Source organism: Sphingomonas sp., assembly GCF_965227385.1.
In the GTDB taxonomy this organism is placed as follows: Bacteria; Pseudomonadota; Alphaproteobacteria; order Sphingomonadales; family Sphingomonadaceae; genus Sphingomonas.
The window spans coordinates 475,364-491,220 of the sequence record NZ_OZ245750.1 but is presented as its reverse complement, the minus strand read 5'-3'; the positions used below and the strand labels follow the sequence as shown (position 1 = coordinate 491,220).

Sequence of the window (15,857 nt, the reverse complement as noted above, 5' to 3'; positions counted from 1 at the left end):
GGCCGGGGGAGGGCCTGTTCGATCGGGTGGGCGGTCATGTGGACATGCCCTCCCCTAACCCCTCCCGCAAGCGGGAGGGGGACTGAAGAGCCGCCTCCAGCCACGCATCCGCATCCGCCGCGAACGCATCGCGCACGGCTTCGTCGCCGATCCGGTCGAGCGCGTCGGCGACAAATGCACGGGTGAGCAGCGCCTTGGCCTGAGCCTCCGGGATGCCGCGCGACTGCATGTAGAACAGCGCCTTGGCGTCAAGTTCGCCCACCGTCGCGCCGTGCGCGCACTTCACGTCGTCGGCGAAGATCTCGAGCTCGGGCTTCAAATTCACCGTCGCGGTGCGCTTGAGCAGCAGGCCGCGCAGCGATTGCTCGCCATCGGTCTTCTGCGCATCGCGGCGGACTGCGGCGCGAGAAGCAATGCTGGCGGTCGAGGTGTCGGCGGCGACCGCACGCCAGATCTGGCGGCTGGTCCCTTCGGGTGCGGCATGATCGGCGACGGTCGCGGAATCGGCCTTCTCGCCTCCGCGCGTCAGCAATGCTCCGCCCGCTTCGCCAAAGGCGCCTTCGCCGGTCAGCGTCAGCCGTGCCTCGACCCGCGCGGTGCGGCATCCGGTGACCAAAGCGGTGCTGACGAAACTGCCCGCCTTGCCGATGGTGGCATCGGCATAGTCGGTGTGCGCGCCATCGTCCTTGAGCACGCGAACCGCGCGCATCAGCCGTGCGCCCTCGCCCAGTTCGACCCACAGATTGGCGTTGCTCCAGCCGGGGCCGACATGGGTTTCGACCAGCGACGCCACCGCATCGGCCTGCATCACGATCTTGTTCGACAGATGCGCGACGCCGCCGCTGGTGGCGTGGATGACCTGGATCGGGCCGTCCAGTGCGGCTTGCGACTTGAGAACGAGGACATAGCCGGCCGTCGCCTGGGCACATGCCGCTTCCGAATAGGGATTGGCGCGGGTCATGATCGGTGCGGCGGAAATCTCGACCGGGCCGGGCGCGCTCGCTTCCGCGACGAATGCGCCATCGACGAAGAGCAGGCGCGGACCGGGCTGGTCGATCCACAGCTGCGCGACATCGGGCGCGGCGGCGCGCGGGGTTTGTGCAAGCGCGTCGAGCGGCGCTGCGTCGAACCAGCGCCAGTCCTCCGCGATCGGGGCGTCGAGGGCGAGACCGTGGGTCACGCCGCCACCTGCGCGTACCCCTCACGCTCCAGTTCGAGCGCGAGTTCGGGGCCACCGGTCTTCACGATGCGGCCATCGGCGAGGATGTGAACGAAGTCCGGCTTCACATAATCGAGCAGGCGCTGATAGTGGGTGATCAGCAGCACCGTCTTGTCCGGCGCGCGCATGATGCGGTTGATGCCTTCGCCGACGATGCGCAGCGCGTCGATGTCGAGGCCGCTATCGGTCTCGTCGAGGATCGCGAGGCTGGGGTTCAGGATCCCCATCTGCACCATCTCGTTGCGCTTCTTCTCACCGCCGGAAAAGCCGACATTGACCGGGCGCTTGAGCATTTCGGCATCCATCTCCAGCGCGGCGGCCTGGGCGCGGGCGAGCTTCAGGAACTCGGCGCCCGACAGCGGGGCCTCGTCACGCGCACGGCGCTGGCTGTTGAGGCTTTCGCGCAGGAACTGGACGTTCGACACGCCGGGGATTTCGACCGGATACTGGAAGCCGAGAAACAGGCCCGCGGCGGCGCGCTCATGCGGTTCGAGTTCGAGCAGGTCGGTCCCGTTGAAGGTCACGCTCCCCTCGGTCACCTCGTAGCCGGGTCGGCCGCCCAGCACATAGCCGAGCGTCGACTTGCCCGCACCGTTGGGGCCCATGATCGCATGCACCTCACCCGCGTTGAGGCTGAGGGTCAGGCCCTTGAGGATCGGCTTGCCGTCGATTTCGGCGTGGAGATTATTGATGTGGAGCATGTTATCCTGCGTGCAGAATCTGAAAATCGTCAGCATGACGGTGGGTAGGGGTCACCGCGGCTCGTCCTGCTTCATCGTGCCCAGCGTGATCGCGGGGGTGCCGCTTTCGTCCTTGGGCGGGGGCGGGAGTTTGCCGAGGCGGTTAGGGTCTTCGTCCTTGGTGCCGCCGACCACCGGGCCCACCGCAGGCACTTTCGGCGCTTCGGGCTTGAGCGAGACGCCGAGGCCAAGCTGGGGCTGGGTCGTCAGGATTTTCGGCGCGGTCGCGGTCAGGCCGGCGCCGGTGCCGCCGCAAAACTCCTGACCCTTGGTCGAAGTGACGCAGTCGGGCAGCGACGCGCAGGCGGAGTCATCGATCCGCCTGGTGCCCGACGATTTGAACACGCGGCAGTTCACCAGCCGGCCGTCGGGTGCGCGGTCGAACACCAATGCGACGCGGCCGACCCGGGCGGTGATGACCACTTCCTCATATTCGGGCTCGGGCGCGGCGGCCGCGTCCTGCGGCACGACGGCCAGAAGGGCGAGCGCGGCAATCACCCCACCGATCCCTCAAGGCTGATGCCGAGCAGCTTCTGCGCCTCGACCGCGAATTCCATCGGGAGCTGCTGGAGCACCTCCTTGGCGAAGCCGTTGACGATCAGCGCGACCGCCGCCTCCTGATCCAACCCACGTTGCATGGCGTAGAACATCTGGTCCTCGCTGATCTTGCTCGTGGTCGCTTCGTGCTCGATCTGGGCTGAAGGATTCCTGACTTCGATGTACGGCACGGTGTGCGCGCCGCATTCCGATCCGAGCAGCAGGCTGTCGCACTGGGTGAAGTTGCGCACGCCCTCTGCGCCCGGGGCGACGCGGACCAGGCCGCGATAGGTGTTGTTGCTGCGGCCCGCGCTGATCCCCTTGGAGATGATCGTCGAGCGCGATCCCTTGCCATTGTGGATCATCTTCGTGCCGGTATCGGCCTGTTGGCGGTTGTTGGTGACCGCGACCGAATAGAATTCACCGACGCTGTTTTCGCCGTTGAGCACGCAGCTGGGGTATTTCCAGGTGATCGCGCTGCCGGTTTCTACCTGGGTCCAGCTGACCTTGGAGTTGCGGCCCTGGCACAGCGCACGCTTGGTCACGAAATTGTAGATGCCGCCCTTGCCATTCTCGTCGCCCGGATACCAGTTCTGGACGGTCGAGTATTTGATCTCGGCATCGTCGAGCGCGACCAGTTCGACCACGGCGGCGTGGAGCTGATTCTCGTCGCGCATCGGCGCGGTGCAGCCTTCGAGGTAGGACACGTACGCGCCCTTGTCGGCGACGATCAGCGTGCGTTCGAACTGGCCGGTATTTTCGGCATTGATTCGGAAATAGGTCGACAGCTCCATCGGGCAGCGCACGCCCTCAGGGATGTAGACGAAGGTACCGTCGGAAAAGACCGCGCAGTTCAAAGCGGCGAAGTAGTTGTCGTGCATCGGCACGACCTTCCCCAGCCACTTCTTCACCAGCTCGGGATATTCGCGGATCGCTTCGCTGATCGATCGGAAGATGACGCCGGCGGCTTCGAGTTCCTTGCGGAAGGTGGTGGCGACGCTGACGCTGTCGAATACCGCGTCGACCGCGACCTTGCGCGCGCCTTCGACCCCGGCGAGCACTTTCTGCTCCTCGATCGGGATGCCGAGCTTTTCATAGACGCGCAGGATTTCGGGATCGACCTCGTCCAGCGAGCCGAGCTTGGGCTTCGCCTTGGGCTCGGCGTAATAATAGGCGTCCTGATAGTCGATCGGGTCGATGTCGAGCTTCGCCCAGTCCGGCGCCGTCATCGTCAGCCAGTGGCGATAGGCCTTCAGCCGCCACTCCAGCATCCATTCGGGCTCGTTCTTCTTGGCCGAGATGAAGCGGACGGTATCCTCGCTCAACCCCTTGGGCGCGAAGTCCTGTTCGATGTCGGAGGAGAAGCCCCACTCATACTTCTTGTTGGCGGCGGCGATCGCCTCTGCGTTCTTCGTGGCCATTATCCGGGTACCGACTGGGAGGAGAGGGAGGCGAGGGTGACGCCCGCGAGTGCGTCGCGGACCGAGGCGTTGACGCTGTTCCAGTGTGGCTTCACGCGACAGGTGGCGACGATCACGCAATCCTGCTTGGCTGCGTCGATGCAGCCGGTGAGCGCGATCGGCCCCTCGATCGCCTCGACGATATCGGCAAGGCTGATTGCAGCGGGCGGGCGGGCGAGGCGGAAGCCGCCACCGGTGCCGCGCGTGCTTTCGATGAGGCCGGCCGAGGACAGGCGGCTGACCAGTTTTTGCACCGTGGGAAGCGGCAGCCCGGTCTCATCCGCCAGCAGGGTCGCGTTCAGCCGCCCGCTCACGCCGCAATGGCGCGCGGCGGCGGAGAGCATCACCACTGCATAATCGGTTTGAGCGGAAAGCCGCATGGGGTCCTTCGCAATTGCGAGCGATTCTTAAATCGGATTGATTCCGTCCGATTACGCAGATGGGCTTGGGGGTCGCCTTCGTCAACCCATGCTTTTAAGGGAAGGGCATGCTCTACGACCTGCTCAAGCCGCTGATCTATACCCTCGATGCCGAACGCGCGCACCGGCTCGCGATCCGGGCGGCGGCGCTGTCGTCCGGCGGCGCGATCCCGCGGGTGCGGCCGGTGACGATCGGCGGGGTCGAGTTCCCCAATCCGGTGGGCCTCGCGGCGGGGCTCGACAAGGATGGCGAGGCGATCGACGGGCTTATGGGGCTGGGCTTTGGCAGCGTCGAGATCGGGTCGCTAACCCCGCGACCGCAGGCGGGCAATCCCAAGCCGCGGCTGTTCCGGCTGGTCGAGGATCGCGCGGTGGTGAACCGCATGGGCTTCAACAACGGCGGGATCGATGCGGCGCTGGAGCGGGTCCAGCGGGCGAAGCGGCCGGGCATGTTGGGCATCAATGTCGGGGCGAACAAGGACAGCGATGATCGGGTGGCCGACTACGCGCTGGGGGTGGCGAAGGTCGCGCTGCATGCGGACTATGTGACGATCAATGTCAGCTCGCCCAATACGCCCGGGCTGCGCGACCTGCAGTCGCGGCCGGCGCTGGACGAGCTGTTGAACGCGGCGAGCGCGGCGCGCGTGCTGGAGGGGCGGCGGGTGCCGTTATTTTTAAAGGTTGCGCCTGATCTGGATCGCGACGGGATGGCGGGAGTGGTCGCGGCTGCGGCGAATGCGAGCATCGACGCGCTGATCGTGGGGAATACCACGATTTCGCGTCCCGATACGTTGCGGTCGCCGCTGGCGCGGGAGGCGGGCGGGCTGTCGGGGCGTCCGCTGGCGGTGCTTGCCCGTGAGAAACTGGCGCTGGCGCTGGAGATTGCCGACGGCGCGATGCCGGTGATCGCGGTGGGCGGGATCGATTCGCCGCAGGAGGCGCTGGCGCGGCTCGATGCCGGGGCGGTGATGGTGCAGATCTACTCAGCTTTGGTGTTCGAAGGGCCGGGACTGGTGCGGCGAATCCTCAAAGCGCTTTGACGTAGCGGCATTGCGATTGGCGGCAGCCGCGTTAGGGTTCGGGCTCAGATCGAGCGCGGGCACGAACTCGCGCCGCAGGAGTTGGGGACAGGATGCGCAAGCTCGAGAAGTTCGACAATCTGGTTTCGATGTTCTTCACGCGCGCCCGCGAGAAGGGCGATGCGCCGTTTCTGTGGGCGAAATCGGGCGGCAAATGGCACGCGACCAGCTGGGCCGACTCCGCGCGCAAGGTCGCGAGCCTCGCCGCCGCGCTCAAGAAACTGGGGCTGAAACCCGGCGACCGCGTCATGCTGGTCAGCGAAAACCGCCCCGAATGGTGCCTGAGCGATCTGGCGATCATGGCGGCAGGCGGCGTCACGGTGCCGACCTACGCGACCAATACCGAGCGCGACCACCAGCATATCATCGACAATTCGGGCGCGACGATGACGATCGTGTCCGACGCCAAGCTGGCCAAGACGCTGCTTCCGGCAATCCTGCGCACGGCAGGCAGCGCCGGGCATGTCGTGATCGGGATGGAGGAGCTGAAGCTCAGCCAGCCGGGCGCGATCGACTTTCATGACTGGAACGCGCTGATCGCCGCCAACCCGGTCGACGTCGCGGAGGCCGAGCAGGTGGCAGCGCGGATGCAGCGGGCGGATCTCGCCTGCATCATCTACACCAGCGGCACCGGCGGGTCCCCGCGCGGCGTGATGCAGCATCACGGCGCGATCCTGACCAATGTCGAGGGCTGCTGCACCGTCATTAGCGAGGATTTCGGCTGGGACGACGAGATTTTCCTGTCGTTCCTGCCATTGAGCCACGCTTATGAGCATACCGGCGGGCAGCATTTCCCGATCGGGCTGGGCGCGCAGATCTATTATTCCGAAGGGCTCGACAAGCTCGCGTCGAATATCGAGGAGGTGCGCCCGACGCTGATGGTCGTCGTCCCGCGCCTGTTCGAAGTGCTGCGCACGCGGATTTCCAAGCAGGTCGAGAAACAGGGCAAGTTCGCCAATTATCTGCTCGACCGCGCGGTTAGCATCGGCGGCAAGAAGGCCGCAGGCCGGAACACGTTGCTCGACCTGCCGATGAGCCTGTTCCTCGACCGCACGCTCAAGCCCAAATTGTCGAAGAAGTTCGGCGGGCGGATCAAGGCGATGGTCTCGGGCGGCGCGCCGCTCAACCCCGAAGTCGGCGTGTTCTTCGAAAGCCTCGGCATCACCTTCCTGCAAGGCTATGGCCAGACCGAGGCGGCGCCCGTGATCAGCTGCAACCGGCCCAAGGCCGGGCTGAAGCACGATACGGTCGGCCCGCCGCTGGAGGGGGTCGAGGTCAGGATCGCCGAGGATGGCGAGATTCTGGTGCGCGGCGAGCTGGTGATGCACGGCTATTGGCGCAACGAGGCGGAGACTGCCCGTGTGCTCAAGGACGGATGGCTGCATACCGGCGACATCGGGCTGATCGACGAGCAGGGCCGGATCAAGATCACCGACCGCAAGAAGGACATCATCGTCAACGACAAGGGCGACAATGTCGCGCCGCAAAAGGTTGAGGGCATGCTGACGCTGCAGCCCGAAATCATGCAGGCGATGATCGCGGGCGACCGCAAGCCGTACATGACCGCCGTGCTGGTACCCGACCCAGAATGGACGCAAGAGTATTGCGCGAAGACGGCCACCAAGTGCGACCTCAAGGCGCTGCGCGAGAACCCCGATTATCGCGCGGCGATCAGCGCCGCGGTCGACCGGGTGAACAAGGATCTGTCGGTGATCGAGCGCGTACGCCGCTTCATCCTGGCGGACGAACCGTTCACGATCGAGAACCAGCAGCTGACCCCGAGCCTGAAGATCCGCCGACACATCCTGAAGGGCGTGTATGGCGAGCGGCTGGACGGGTTGTACAAGGGGTAGTCGTTGCGTCGCCCCGGGCGTGACCCGGAGCGACGACGGGATGTGTTCAGCGCCCTCCAGCCGCTGGCGCCGCTGCTTTCTCCTCGGGCAGAACCACCATCGACCAGTCCTTGTCCTGCGCCAGATATTTGATCGCGAGCGCCTGAAGCTCTTCCGGACCGGTGCGGCCATAGTCGCTGGCGAGCGTGTTCACCGCGGCGAGGCGGCGCGGGTCATAGGTGCCGCCCTCGGTCTGCTGCATCCAGAACGGGTTGCCGCTGGCCCGGCGCGAGATCATCTGCGCGGTCGGAACCAGGGCGCGGCGCAGTTCGTCGAGTTCGATCGGCTTCGCGATCAGGTCGGCGGCGATCTCCCGCGCGACCTTCAGGAACAGGTCGGTCTTGTCGGGCGGGAGCAGGGTCAGCGCGATCACCCGCCCGCCGCCGGGCTGGCCGACCGGCCATTGGCTGATGACGGTGGGCGAATAGCTGACCCCCTCGGTCGAGCGGATGCGGTCGAGAATGCGGTCGCGCATCACCGCCGCCAGAATCTCCAGCTTGCGCCCTTCGGAGATGTTGGCCGCGCCGCCGCCCGCCTGCCACGCGATCACCGCCGCCGCCTGATCGGGCTCGCCGGTGTGGCGCAGCACCACCGGACTGTCGACAGGGGTGGGGAAGCGCACCGCCGCCGAGACGATCGCCGATGCGCGGCGCGGCTTCATCGCGCCGAAGGTCGTGCGCACCGCCTCGACCGCCTTGTCGACGTCGATATCGCCGAACACCTGCACCTCGATCGGGCCGCTGGCCAGCAGCGGCTCCCAGAAGGTGCGGAAATCCCTCGCGGTCAGCTTTTCGATGTCGGCGCGTTCGGGCATGCCCCAGCGCGGATCGCCGGCATGCAGCAGCTTTTCCAGGCTGTTGCCGATCACCGCGTCGGGCGAGGCGTTGCGCGCCGCATCGCCGGCGATCGCGAGCGCGCGGGCGCGGGCGATCGGCTTGGGATCCCAACCCGGGACCTCCAGCTTGGTCGCGATCAGACGGAGCTGGTCGGCGAGGTCGGCGGGCGAGGTCTGGCCCGCGATGACGAAGGCGTCATCGCTCACGCCGAACTGCATGGAGATGCGCCGGTTGCCGGTGATCTGATCGATCTCCTCCTGCCCCAAGTTGCCAATTCCGCTCTCCAGAAGGGCAAGGTTGGCGGCCCAGGCTGGAGTCTGGCGCTTCGACGGCAGCGCCTGCATGCCCCGGCCGAAGCGGACCGAGACATAGATCCGGCCGACCTCGCCCGGGTTCTGGAAGAACAGGCCGGTGACGCCGTTGGAATAGCGGACCTGTTCGATCTTCGGATCGGTCACGGCGATCGAACGCGCCGCGACGGTGCCGGGCGTGCCGAGTTTGGGCAGGGATGCGAAGCTGACATTGCGCAGCGCAGTGCGCGAGCCGGCAAGCCCGCTGACATCGGCCTGCAGCGCGGAAGCCAGCTTGGCCTGGATATTGGCATCGGCGGTACGCGTGTTGATGATCGCACGCGTGGCGACACCCTGAAGCACCCGCCGGGTCGATGCCAGCACCCGATCGGGCGTGAACATCTTCTGGTCGATCGCGCCCTGGAAGATGCCGAAGCTCGTCTGTTCGCTGGTCGTCACCTCGTTGATGTCGATGGCGGCGATCAACGTATCGGCGCGGATCGATCCGGCGGTCACGCGCGCGGTGTCGATCGCGTTGCGCATCTCCGAGACGATTTCGTTCACCTCGCGGTCGATCTCCGCCTGGGTCGGCGCGGTGGTGAGCGCATCGGCGACGACACCGCGCACTTCCTTGAGCGCGCTCTCCCAATCCTCGCCGATCGGGATCACCTGGATCGAGGTGACGTTGGCCGAGCGCACCGCGTCGGAGAGGTCGGCGCTCGCCTGAAGATAGCTCGACCCGGCACGTGCGCGGCGTTCGAGGCGGCGGTTGATGATGCGCACCGCGACGAAATCGACCCAGCGCTCCTGATTGAACTTCACCGTGTCCTCGAGCACGGTCCATGGGCGCAGCGTGGCCAGCACGACGACGGGGGGCAGGGTCGGTTCGACCAGGGCGGCGCTCTTGGGATGCGCATCGCTGGGCGTGCCGAAATCGGGGGTGGCGGGATTGGCGCCGACCCCCTGCCATGCGGCGAAATGCTTGGCGATCTGGGCCTCGAACAGGTCGGGATCGAGGTCTCCGACGATCACCAGCGTGGCGCGTTCCGGCCGGTACCAGCGCTGGTGGAAGGCGCGCACCGACTCGGCGGTGGCGCCGGTCAGGGTCTGGACCGTGCCGATCACCGGACGGTCGGCGAAGCGCTGCCCCGCGAACAGCAGGCGACGTTGCATCTCGTCGAACCGCTCCGCCGGCCCCAGCGCCTCACGCTGTTCGGCGAGCACCACGGGGCGTTCCAGCGTCAGCGATTCGGTAGTGATGTTCGGCGCCGCCATCATGTCGGCGAGGATCATCATCGACTGGTCGAGGCTCGCCTCCGTCGCATCGGGCAGGTCGAGCTTGTAGGTGGTCGAGACCGGGGTGGTGCTGGCGTTGCTGTCCGAGCCGAAGGTGACGCCCAGCCGCTGCCACACGCGCTTCGATTCGCCGTCAGGGATTTTGGACGATCCGCGGAACGAGAGATGTTCGAGCAGGTGCGCGAAGCCCTTTTCGCTCTCCTGCTCCATCAGCGATCCGACCGCGATGTGCAGCCGCACCGCGACCTGGCCGGGGGGCACGCCATTCTTGCGCACCGCATAGCGCAGGCCGTTGGGCAGCGTGCCGAACCGCCATGCCGGGTCATGGGCAATGTCGCTGCCCTTGTAGAGCCACGGTGTCTTGTCGACCGTGACCGGCGCAGGGGCGGTCTGAGCCGCCGGAGCGCTGGACTGGCCGAGCGCGGGCAGCGCCGCGGCGATCAGCAGGAGGGGAAGGGCGAGCGGCCTTACGCGCGAGAACAATGCCATCGCGCGAGAGCTTAGCTTGGATAGGGGCGGCGTGCCAGACGCCGCGCAAACGCTTTGCCGCGTGCCAGTTTGGCGCGGGTTCGGCCATGTTTTGGACCCAGAGTCCGCCTAGTCGCGGAGTCGAAGCCGCGACGGACACGGACGTCGACGGAAATTTGGGCGGGGCGTCAGGTGTATCAGCGGTCGATCGGTCGGGGCGAAGGCGAGCAGGCGGCACTGCCGTCCGCGACGCAGCCTGCTCTCGCTGCCCGAGGTCGCGCGGTACGCCGCGCCCGGTTCAACCGCATCGCCGACCGCGTGATCGGCGAATTCTCGCTGGTCCCGGTTGCCCCGGTGCTCGATGTGCGCGCCTTTGGCTGGACGCGGGGGCTGCGCGACAATTGGCGCGCGATCCGGGATGAGGCGCGCGCCGCCGCGCTCGGCGTTGAGCAGGCGCAGGACGATGCGCGCTTTACAGCGTGGCCCGGGGCTGGCCGGGAGTCGGTCAACGCTGCGCGCTGCCCGGCAACGGCGGCCGCCGTGGCGGCGATCCCCGGCCTCGACAGTGCAGGCTTTGCTGTGCTCCCGCCGGGCGCGCATCTGCCGGTGCAGCGCGGCCCGACCCGGGGCTTGCTGACCTGTCATCTCGGCCTGATCGTCCCGCGTGACGGCGATGCGCGGATGCGCGTGGGAGACCGCATGGTCCGCTGGGCCGAGGGTGAGACCTTGGTGTTCGACGATACCTATGATCATGAGGTGTGGAACGACAGCGGCGGTACCGGGGTGGTGCTGCGCCTCCGCGTGCGGCGACCGCTGCGTCAGCCCGGACGGTGGTTCGCGGACACGCTGTTGCGATTGCGGTCGGCGCTTCATCGCTGAAGCGCCGACCGTCTTGCCGCGTCAGAACTTGGCCCGCACGCCGATCGAGAAGCGCCGTTCGGACAGGGCATAGCTGTTGAGCGCGATCGGCCCGGCGGCGCTATATTCGCTCGTTGCCGAATCCGTCGGGATCAGATTCTGTGCCTGGAGCGACAGCGCGATCCCCCTGGCAAGGTCGACGCCGATCTGGGCGTCGAGCTGCGAGCGCGGACCGATGAAGCTGGGACGGCCTTCGGAGAATTCGAACACCGCCTCGTCACGGTAATTGTACGCGATGCGCGCGGAGAACGGCCCCTTTTCATAGAGCCCGACCAGATTGTAGCTGTGCTTGGACACCGCGACGAGCGGGAAGCCGGCATTATCCTTCGAGTCCGAGAAGGTGTAGTTGGCGATGATGCCCAGCCCGTCGAGCGGGGCGGGGAGGAAGTCGAAGAACTGCTGGACGCCGATTTCGAACCCCTTGATCTTCGCGCTGGCGAGGTTTTCGGGGCGCGAGAAGGTCAGCTCGCGCCCGGCGGGGTCGAGGCCGGTGTCGACGCCGGTGGTGACGAAGCTGGCGATGAAGTCCTTGACGTCCTTGTAGAAGAACGCGCCCGAGATCAGCGAGCTCTTGCCGGTATAATATTCGAAGCTGATGTCCGCCTGGGTCGAGATCGGCGGATCGAGCGCTGCGTTGCCGCCGGTCACGGACAGGTTGGTCGCGTTGAAGAAAGTCGACGGGGCGAGATCGGCGATCGATGCGCGCTGCATCGTCTGTGACCCTGACAGGCGGACGAGGAAATTGTCGGTGACGTTGAACACGATGTTCGCGCTGGGCAGCACGTTGGTATAGTCATTCTTGTCGGTCACCAGCGTGCTGGTGGTCCCGACATTGAGGAAGGTGTCGACCGACAGCTTCGTCCGCGCGATGCGCACGCCGGCATTGGCGGAGAAGGGGATGCTGCCGATATCGCCCTTGGCCGAGACCATCACATAGCCCGCCAGCGTCCGTTCGCTGAAATCATAGTCGCGCTGTGAATTGGGCAGCAATGTGGAGCGGTCGTTGGGATTGGGGTTGGGCTGCGCCGCCTGGGCGCGGGCGAAGACATAGTCATAGGTCGGCGCGGTGCTGAGGAAGGCGCGCGGGAAACTGCCCGGGATATCGGGCAGGAAGGATCCCGCGCTGATCTGGCGCAGATAGGGTTCGATCTCGGCGCGGGTCGGGGTCACCTGGCTGCGATAGGCGTTCGACCGCGCGTGGAGATCGGTGTAGCGGACGCCCGCCGAAAGCGTGACGCCGCTGTCGAATTCGTAGGACAGGTCGAGCTTGCCGGTCCATTCCTCGAGCAGGCCGAGCAGGCGGTTGCTGCGCACGCCATTGTTGGCCGGGTTGTAGGACGCATAGACCGTCGGGTCCCAGGTGCCGAGATTGAGGGTGGGGATCGTGCCGTTGCGGAAATCGAAGGCGCCGGGAACCAGCGCCGTGGCCTGAAGCGTGATGATCTGGATCGTCTGGTCGATCGTACCCTTGCTGTAATAGCCATCGGCTTCGATGGTCAGCCCGCCGCTCTCATATTTGCCGTTCAGGCCGTAGAGATAGCTTTCGGTCGGTTCGTTGCGGATCTGGCCCGCAGTCGTAACGGTACCGTTGGCGTCCCCCGCGACGACCACGCCATTTTCGACGACGCGGTTGCTGACCGGGTTGCTGCCCGTGGGCAGGCGGAAGGAGAAGAAGTCCTGCGTACGCCCGGTGGTGAGGCGCGAGAAGAGCGCGTCGGCGGTCAGCACCAGTTCGGGCGTCACTTCGACCTGCACCGCGCCGTTGAGGCCAACGCGCGAGCGATCCACCACGAAATTCTCATATTGCAGCAGCGCCGGGGTCGGGATCGCGCCGCCCCCAGTGCCGGTATAGGTGCGGTTTAGGAAATTGTTGCGCTCGAATGCCTGGGTGGTCGAGGTACGCTTTTGATATTCCGCCGCCAGCATCACGCCGATCTTGCCATCCGCGAATTTGGTGGTGGCGAAGCCGGTCAGCACCGGCTCGAAGGTTTCGCTATTCTCCGAATAGACGCCGGTCGCGCGCAATGAGACGGTGGGGTCGCGGAAGTCCAGCGGCTTGGGCGTGACGAGGTTGACGGTGCCGCCCAGTCCGCCCTCGGCCTGGCTGGCGAGCGGCGATTTGCGCACCTCGAGCCGCCCGAACAGGCTGGAGGGAACCGAGTCGAGCCCGGACGACCGGCCGAGCTGATCGTTTTCGGGTGGCGACAGGCGCGCCGACCAGCCGAGCAGGGTGCGGCCATCGACCTCGACCCGGACCTGCTGAAGGCCGCGCACCGACACCGACTGGCCTTCGCCGAACACGCGGGTGATCTGGACGCCGGTCACGCGTTGCAGCGCCTCGGCGACATTGGCGTCGGGCAGCTTGCCGACATCCTCGGCGGTGATGACGTCGAGGACTTGATCGGCCTCACGCTTGATGTCGGCCGCACGCTCGAGCGATGCGCGGATCCCGGTCACGACGATTTCGTCCTTTGCCGCGGCGTCGCCCTCCGGCGCGGCGTCCTGTGCCAGCGCCGGTGTGCTGAATGCGAGTGCGGTTGCGAGTGCGCCGACGGCGATGCCCCAGGCGGTGGATGTGCTGCTCACCATATTCCCTCCCTCTATCCGCACGGCACGGACAGGGGGCGGGTGCACCTCTCACCCCAATGGTTCCCTCTCCCGCGCCATGCGCCGATCGACCCGGCTTAGACACCGGTGTCAGCAAGGGTTGTCCTACAAATGATTTGGCGAGTCAATCGAGATGTCGGACAACTTCCGCTAGCGGGCCGGAGCGGGGCCGGAACTGGCGCGGGCGATCAGTCGGGTGTCGAACGTCATGCGGTCGCGCTGGCTCTTTGCGTCGAGCAGCAGGTCGGCGGCGCTGCGGGCAAGCTCGTGCACGGGCTGGCGCACGGTCGTGAGCGGCGGCCACACTGCCGCTGCCAGGTCGGAATCGTCGAATCCGACGATCGAGAGCTGATCTGGCACGTTGATGCCGCGTTCATGCGCGATCGCGAGCGCGCCCGCCGCCATATCGTCGTTGCCGGCAAATAACGCGGTAGGCGGGTTCGTGCGGTCGAGCAGCAACCGGGCGGCGTGGCGACCCGATTCGATGCTGTAATCGCCCGCGACGACCAGCGTGTCGTCGAACCCCACGCCTTGTGCGTCGAGTGCGGCGCGGTAGCCCTTGAGGCGCTCGATCGAAGAGACGTGCGTATCGGGCCCCTTGATGAACGCGATCGCGCGGTGGCCGTGGGCCAGCAGATGGGCGGTCGCCTCCTGCGCCGCGCTGGCGTCGTCGATCGTTACCGATCGCCCGACGTCGCGCCGCAGCCCCGGCTCGATCCGCACATAGGGCAGGCCGCGCCGGTCGAGTTCGTCGAGCAGGGCTTCGTTCTCGGTCACCGGGGGAGAGAGGATGAGGCCATCGAGATGCGTTTCATCGACCAGAGCAGCGACGTCGGCCACGAGCCCCGACGCGGAGCTGTCCACCGGCTGGGTGAGCAGGCGATAGCCATGTTCCGCGCACCCCTCCTGCGCACCGGCGAGCAGGTGATAGACATAATAGGGGCTGGGGTTGTCGTAGAGCAGCCCGACCTGGAACGACTTGCGTCCGGCCAGCGTGCGTGCGGCGAGGCTGGGGCGGAAGTTGAGTTCGGCAACGACCTGCTCGACGCGGCGGCGGGTTTCCTCGCTGACGTTCTTCTCATTGTTCAGCACGCGCGAGACGGTCTTGAACGACACGCCCGCGAGTTTCGAAACTTCCTTGATCGTCGGCCGTCGCGCCATTTGCCTCCCCTGACGGGTCAGGCATAGGTGACAGCGTTGGCAACAGGCAAGAGTGGAGTTGTGCGTATGGATCGGCGCGGATTTGTCGCTGCAGCGGCTGGACTGGGGCTGATGCCCGGATTGACCCATGCCGCAGCGCGGCGGATCGGGCTCCGGGTGATGAGCTTCAATGTCCGCCTGCCGCTCGAGTCGGACGGGCCGAACCGGTGGCAGGCGCGGCGCGACCTGTTCATCGAGACGCTTCGTCGCGCCGACCCGGACGCCATCGGCACGCAGGAATTGTGGAAGATCCAGGGCGATTATGTGGTCGAGCGGCTGCCGCAGTTCAGTTGGCTCGGGGTCGATCGGCGCGGCGGGCATGGCGACGAGCATATGGGGGTGTTCTTTCGCCGCGACCGGATGAAGGTCGTCGATCTCGGCAATTTCTGGCTGTCGGATACGCCGGCTGTGCCGGGGAGCATCAGCTGGGGGCATCCCTATCCGCGGATGGCGACCTGGGGGCAGTTCGAGACCAACGCAGGTCAGCGCTTCTGGCTGATCAACACGCATTTTCCGTATCGTGCCGAGGATGAAGCGGCGCGCAGCAAATGTGCGGTAGCGATTGCGGATTGGGTCGCCAGGCGGCCTGCTGGCGAGATGGTCGTGCTGACCGGGGACTTCAACACCGGGCCGGAGAGCGAGGCCCATCGCCTGCTAAGTGCCGGGCTGAGGGATGCCTGGGTCGCGGCACCACAGCGGACGGGGCCGGAGGGGACGTTCCATGGTTTTTCGGGAACGCCGGGGAAGCGGATCGACTGGGTGATGGCCCGGGGGATGACGCCGGCGGCGGTCGAGACGATCGATTTCGGGCGGGGCGGGCGGTTTCCGTCGGATCACTTTCCGGTGGTGGCCGATTACCGCTGGCCCTGAAAATAAAGGCCCCGCCCGGACGTGCC

At 66.5% G+C, this 15,857-nt stretch carries 12 protein-coding genes; 4 read left to right on the top strand and 8 right to left on the bottom strand.

Features of this window, described 5'->3' with window-relative positions; all coding sequences use genetic code 11:
- Positions 1-34: 34 nt before the first annotated feature.
- Genes ACO05N_RS02285 through ACO05N_RS02265 form a run of 5 tightly spaced genes read right to left on the bottom strand, consistent with a single transcriptional unit; the run spans position 35 to position 4,336 of the window.
- Entirely contained in the window at positions 35-1,180 is a 1,146-nt protein-coding gene (locus tag ACO05N_RS02285; RefSeq protein WP_422055587.1) for a SufD family Fe-S cluster assembly protein, read from the bottom strand.
- Positions 1,177-1,920, bottom strand: coding sequence for a Fe-S cluster assembly ATPase SufC (sufC, locus tag ACO05N_RS02280; RefSeq protein WP_422055586.1), 744 nt, complete (start codon positions 1,918-1,920; stop codon positions 1,177-1,179). Before sufC ends, ACO05N_RS02285 begins: the two co-directional genes overlap by 4 nt.
- A 51-nt stretch (positions 1,921-1,971) precedes the next feature.
- On the bottom strand, positions 1,972-2,457 hold the full coding sequence (locus tag ACO05N_RS02275; protein ID WP_422055585.1) for a hypothetical protein: 486 nt from the start codon (positions 2,455-2,457) through the stop codon (positions 1,972-1,974).
- Positions 2,454-3,917 carry a Fe-S cluster assembly protein SufB gene (sufB, locus tag ACO05N_RS02270; RefSeq protein ID WP_422055584.1) on the bottom strand — a complete coding sequence of 488 codons (1,464 nt, stop codon included), beginning with the start codon at positions 3,915-3,917 and terminating at the stop codon, positions 2,454-2,456. The genes ACO05N_RS02275 and sufB overlap by 4 nt, the downstream gene beginning before the upstream one ends.
- Positions 3,917-4,336, bottom strand: a complete 420-nt coding sequence (locus tag ACO05N_RS02265; protein WP_422055583.1) for an SUF system Fe-S cluster assembly regulator — start codon at positions 4,334-4,336, stop codon at positions 3,917-3,919. Before ACO05N_RS02265 ends, sufB begins: the two co-directional genes overlap by 1 nt.
- Positions 4,337-4,443: 107 nt before the next feature.
- Between ACO05N_RS02265 and ACO05N_RS02260 the strand changes: the two genes are divergently transcribed.
- Entirely contained in the window at positions 4,444-5,415 is a 972-nt protein-coding gene (locus ACO05N_RS02260) for a quinone-dependent dihydroorotate dehydrogenase (protein ID WP_422055582.1), read from the top strand.
- A gap of 92 nt (positions 5,416-5,507) precedes the next feature.
- Positions 5,508-7,307 (top strand): AMP-dependent synthetase/ligase, encoded by a 1,800-nt coding sequence (locus ACO05N_RS02255; protein ID WP_422055581.1) that lies wholly within the window; start codon positions 5,508-5,510, stop codon positions 7,305-7,307.
- A 46-nt stretch (positions 7,308-7,353) separates the two neighbouring features.
- On the opposite strand, the gene ACO05N_RS02250 is transcribed toward ACO05N_RS02255, so the two are convergent.
- Positions 7,354-10,257 carry a M16 family metallopeptidase gene (locus ACO05N_RS02250; RefSeq protein WP_422055580.1) on the bottom strand — a complete coding sequence of 968 codons (2,904 nt, stop codon included), beginning with the start codon at positions 10,255-10,257 and terminating at the stop codon, positions 7,354-7,356.
- Between the two features lie 171 nt (positions 10,258-10,428).
- Here ACO05N_RS02250 and ACO05N_RS02245 point away from each other — a divergent pair, with 171 nt between their 5' ends.
- Entirely contained in the window at positions 10,429-11,115 is a 687-nt protein-coding gene (locus ACO05N_RS02245; protein WP_422055579.1) for an aspartyl/asparaginyl beta-hydroxylase domain-containing protein, read from the top strand.
- A 21-nt stretch (positions 11,116-11,136) separates the two neighbouring features.
- Here the strand turns inward: ACO05N_RS02245 and ACO05N_RS02240 are convergent, their stop codons facing one another.
- Positions 11,137-13,740, bottom strand: a complete 2,604-nt coding sequence (locus tag ACO05N_RS02240; RefSeq protein ID WP_422055578.1) for a TonB-dependent receptor — start codon at positions 13,738-13,740, stop codon at positions 11,137-11,139.
- Positions 13,741-13,911: 171 nt separating this feature from the next.
- Entirely contained in the window at positions 13,912-14,922 is a 1,011-nt protein-coding gene (locus ACO05N_RS02235; RefSeq protein WP_422055577.1) for a LacI family DNA-binding transcriptional regulator, read from the bottom strand.
- Positions 14,923-14,988: 66 nt separating this feature from the next.
- On the opposite strand from ACO05N_RS02235, the gene ACO05N_RS02230 reads away from it, so the two are divergent.
- Positions 14,989-15,831 (top strand): endonuclease/exonuclease/phosphatase family protein, encoded by an 843-nt coding sequence (locus tag ACO05N_RS02230; RefSeq protein WP_422055576.1) that lies wholly within the window; start codon positions 14,989-14,991, stop codon positions 15,829-15,831.
- Positions 15,832-15,857 lie beyond the last annotated feature (26 nt).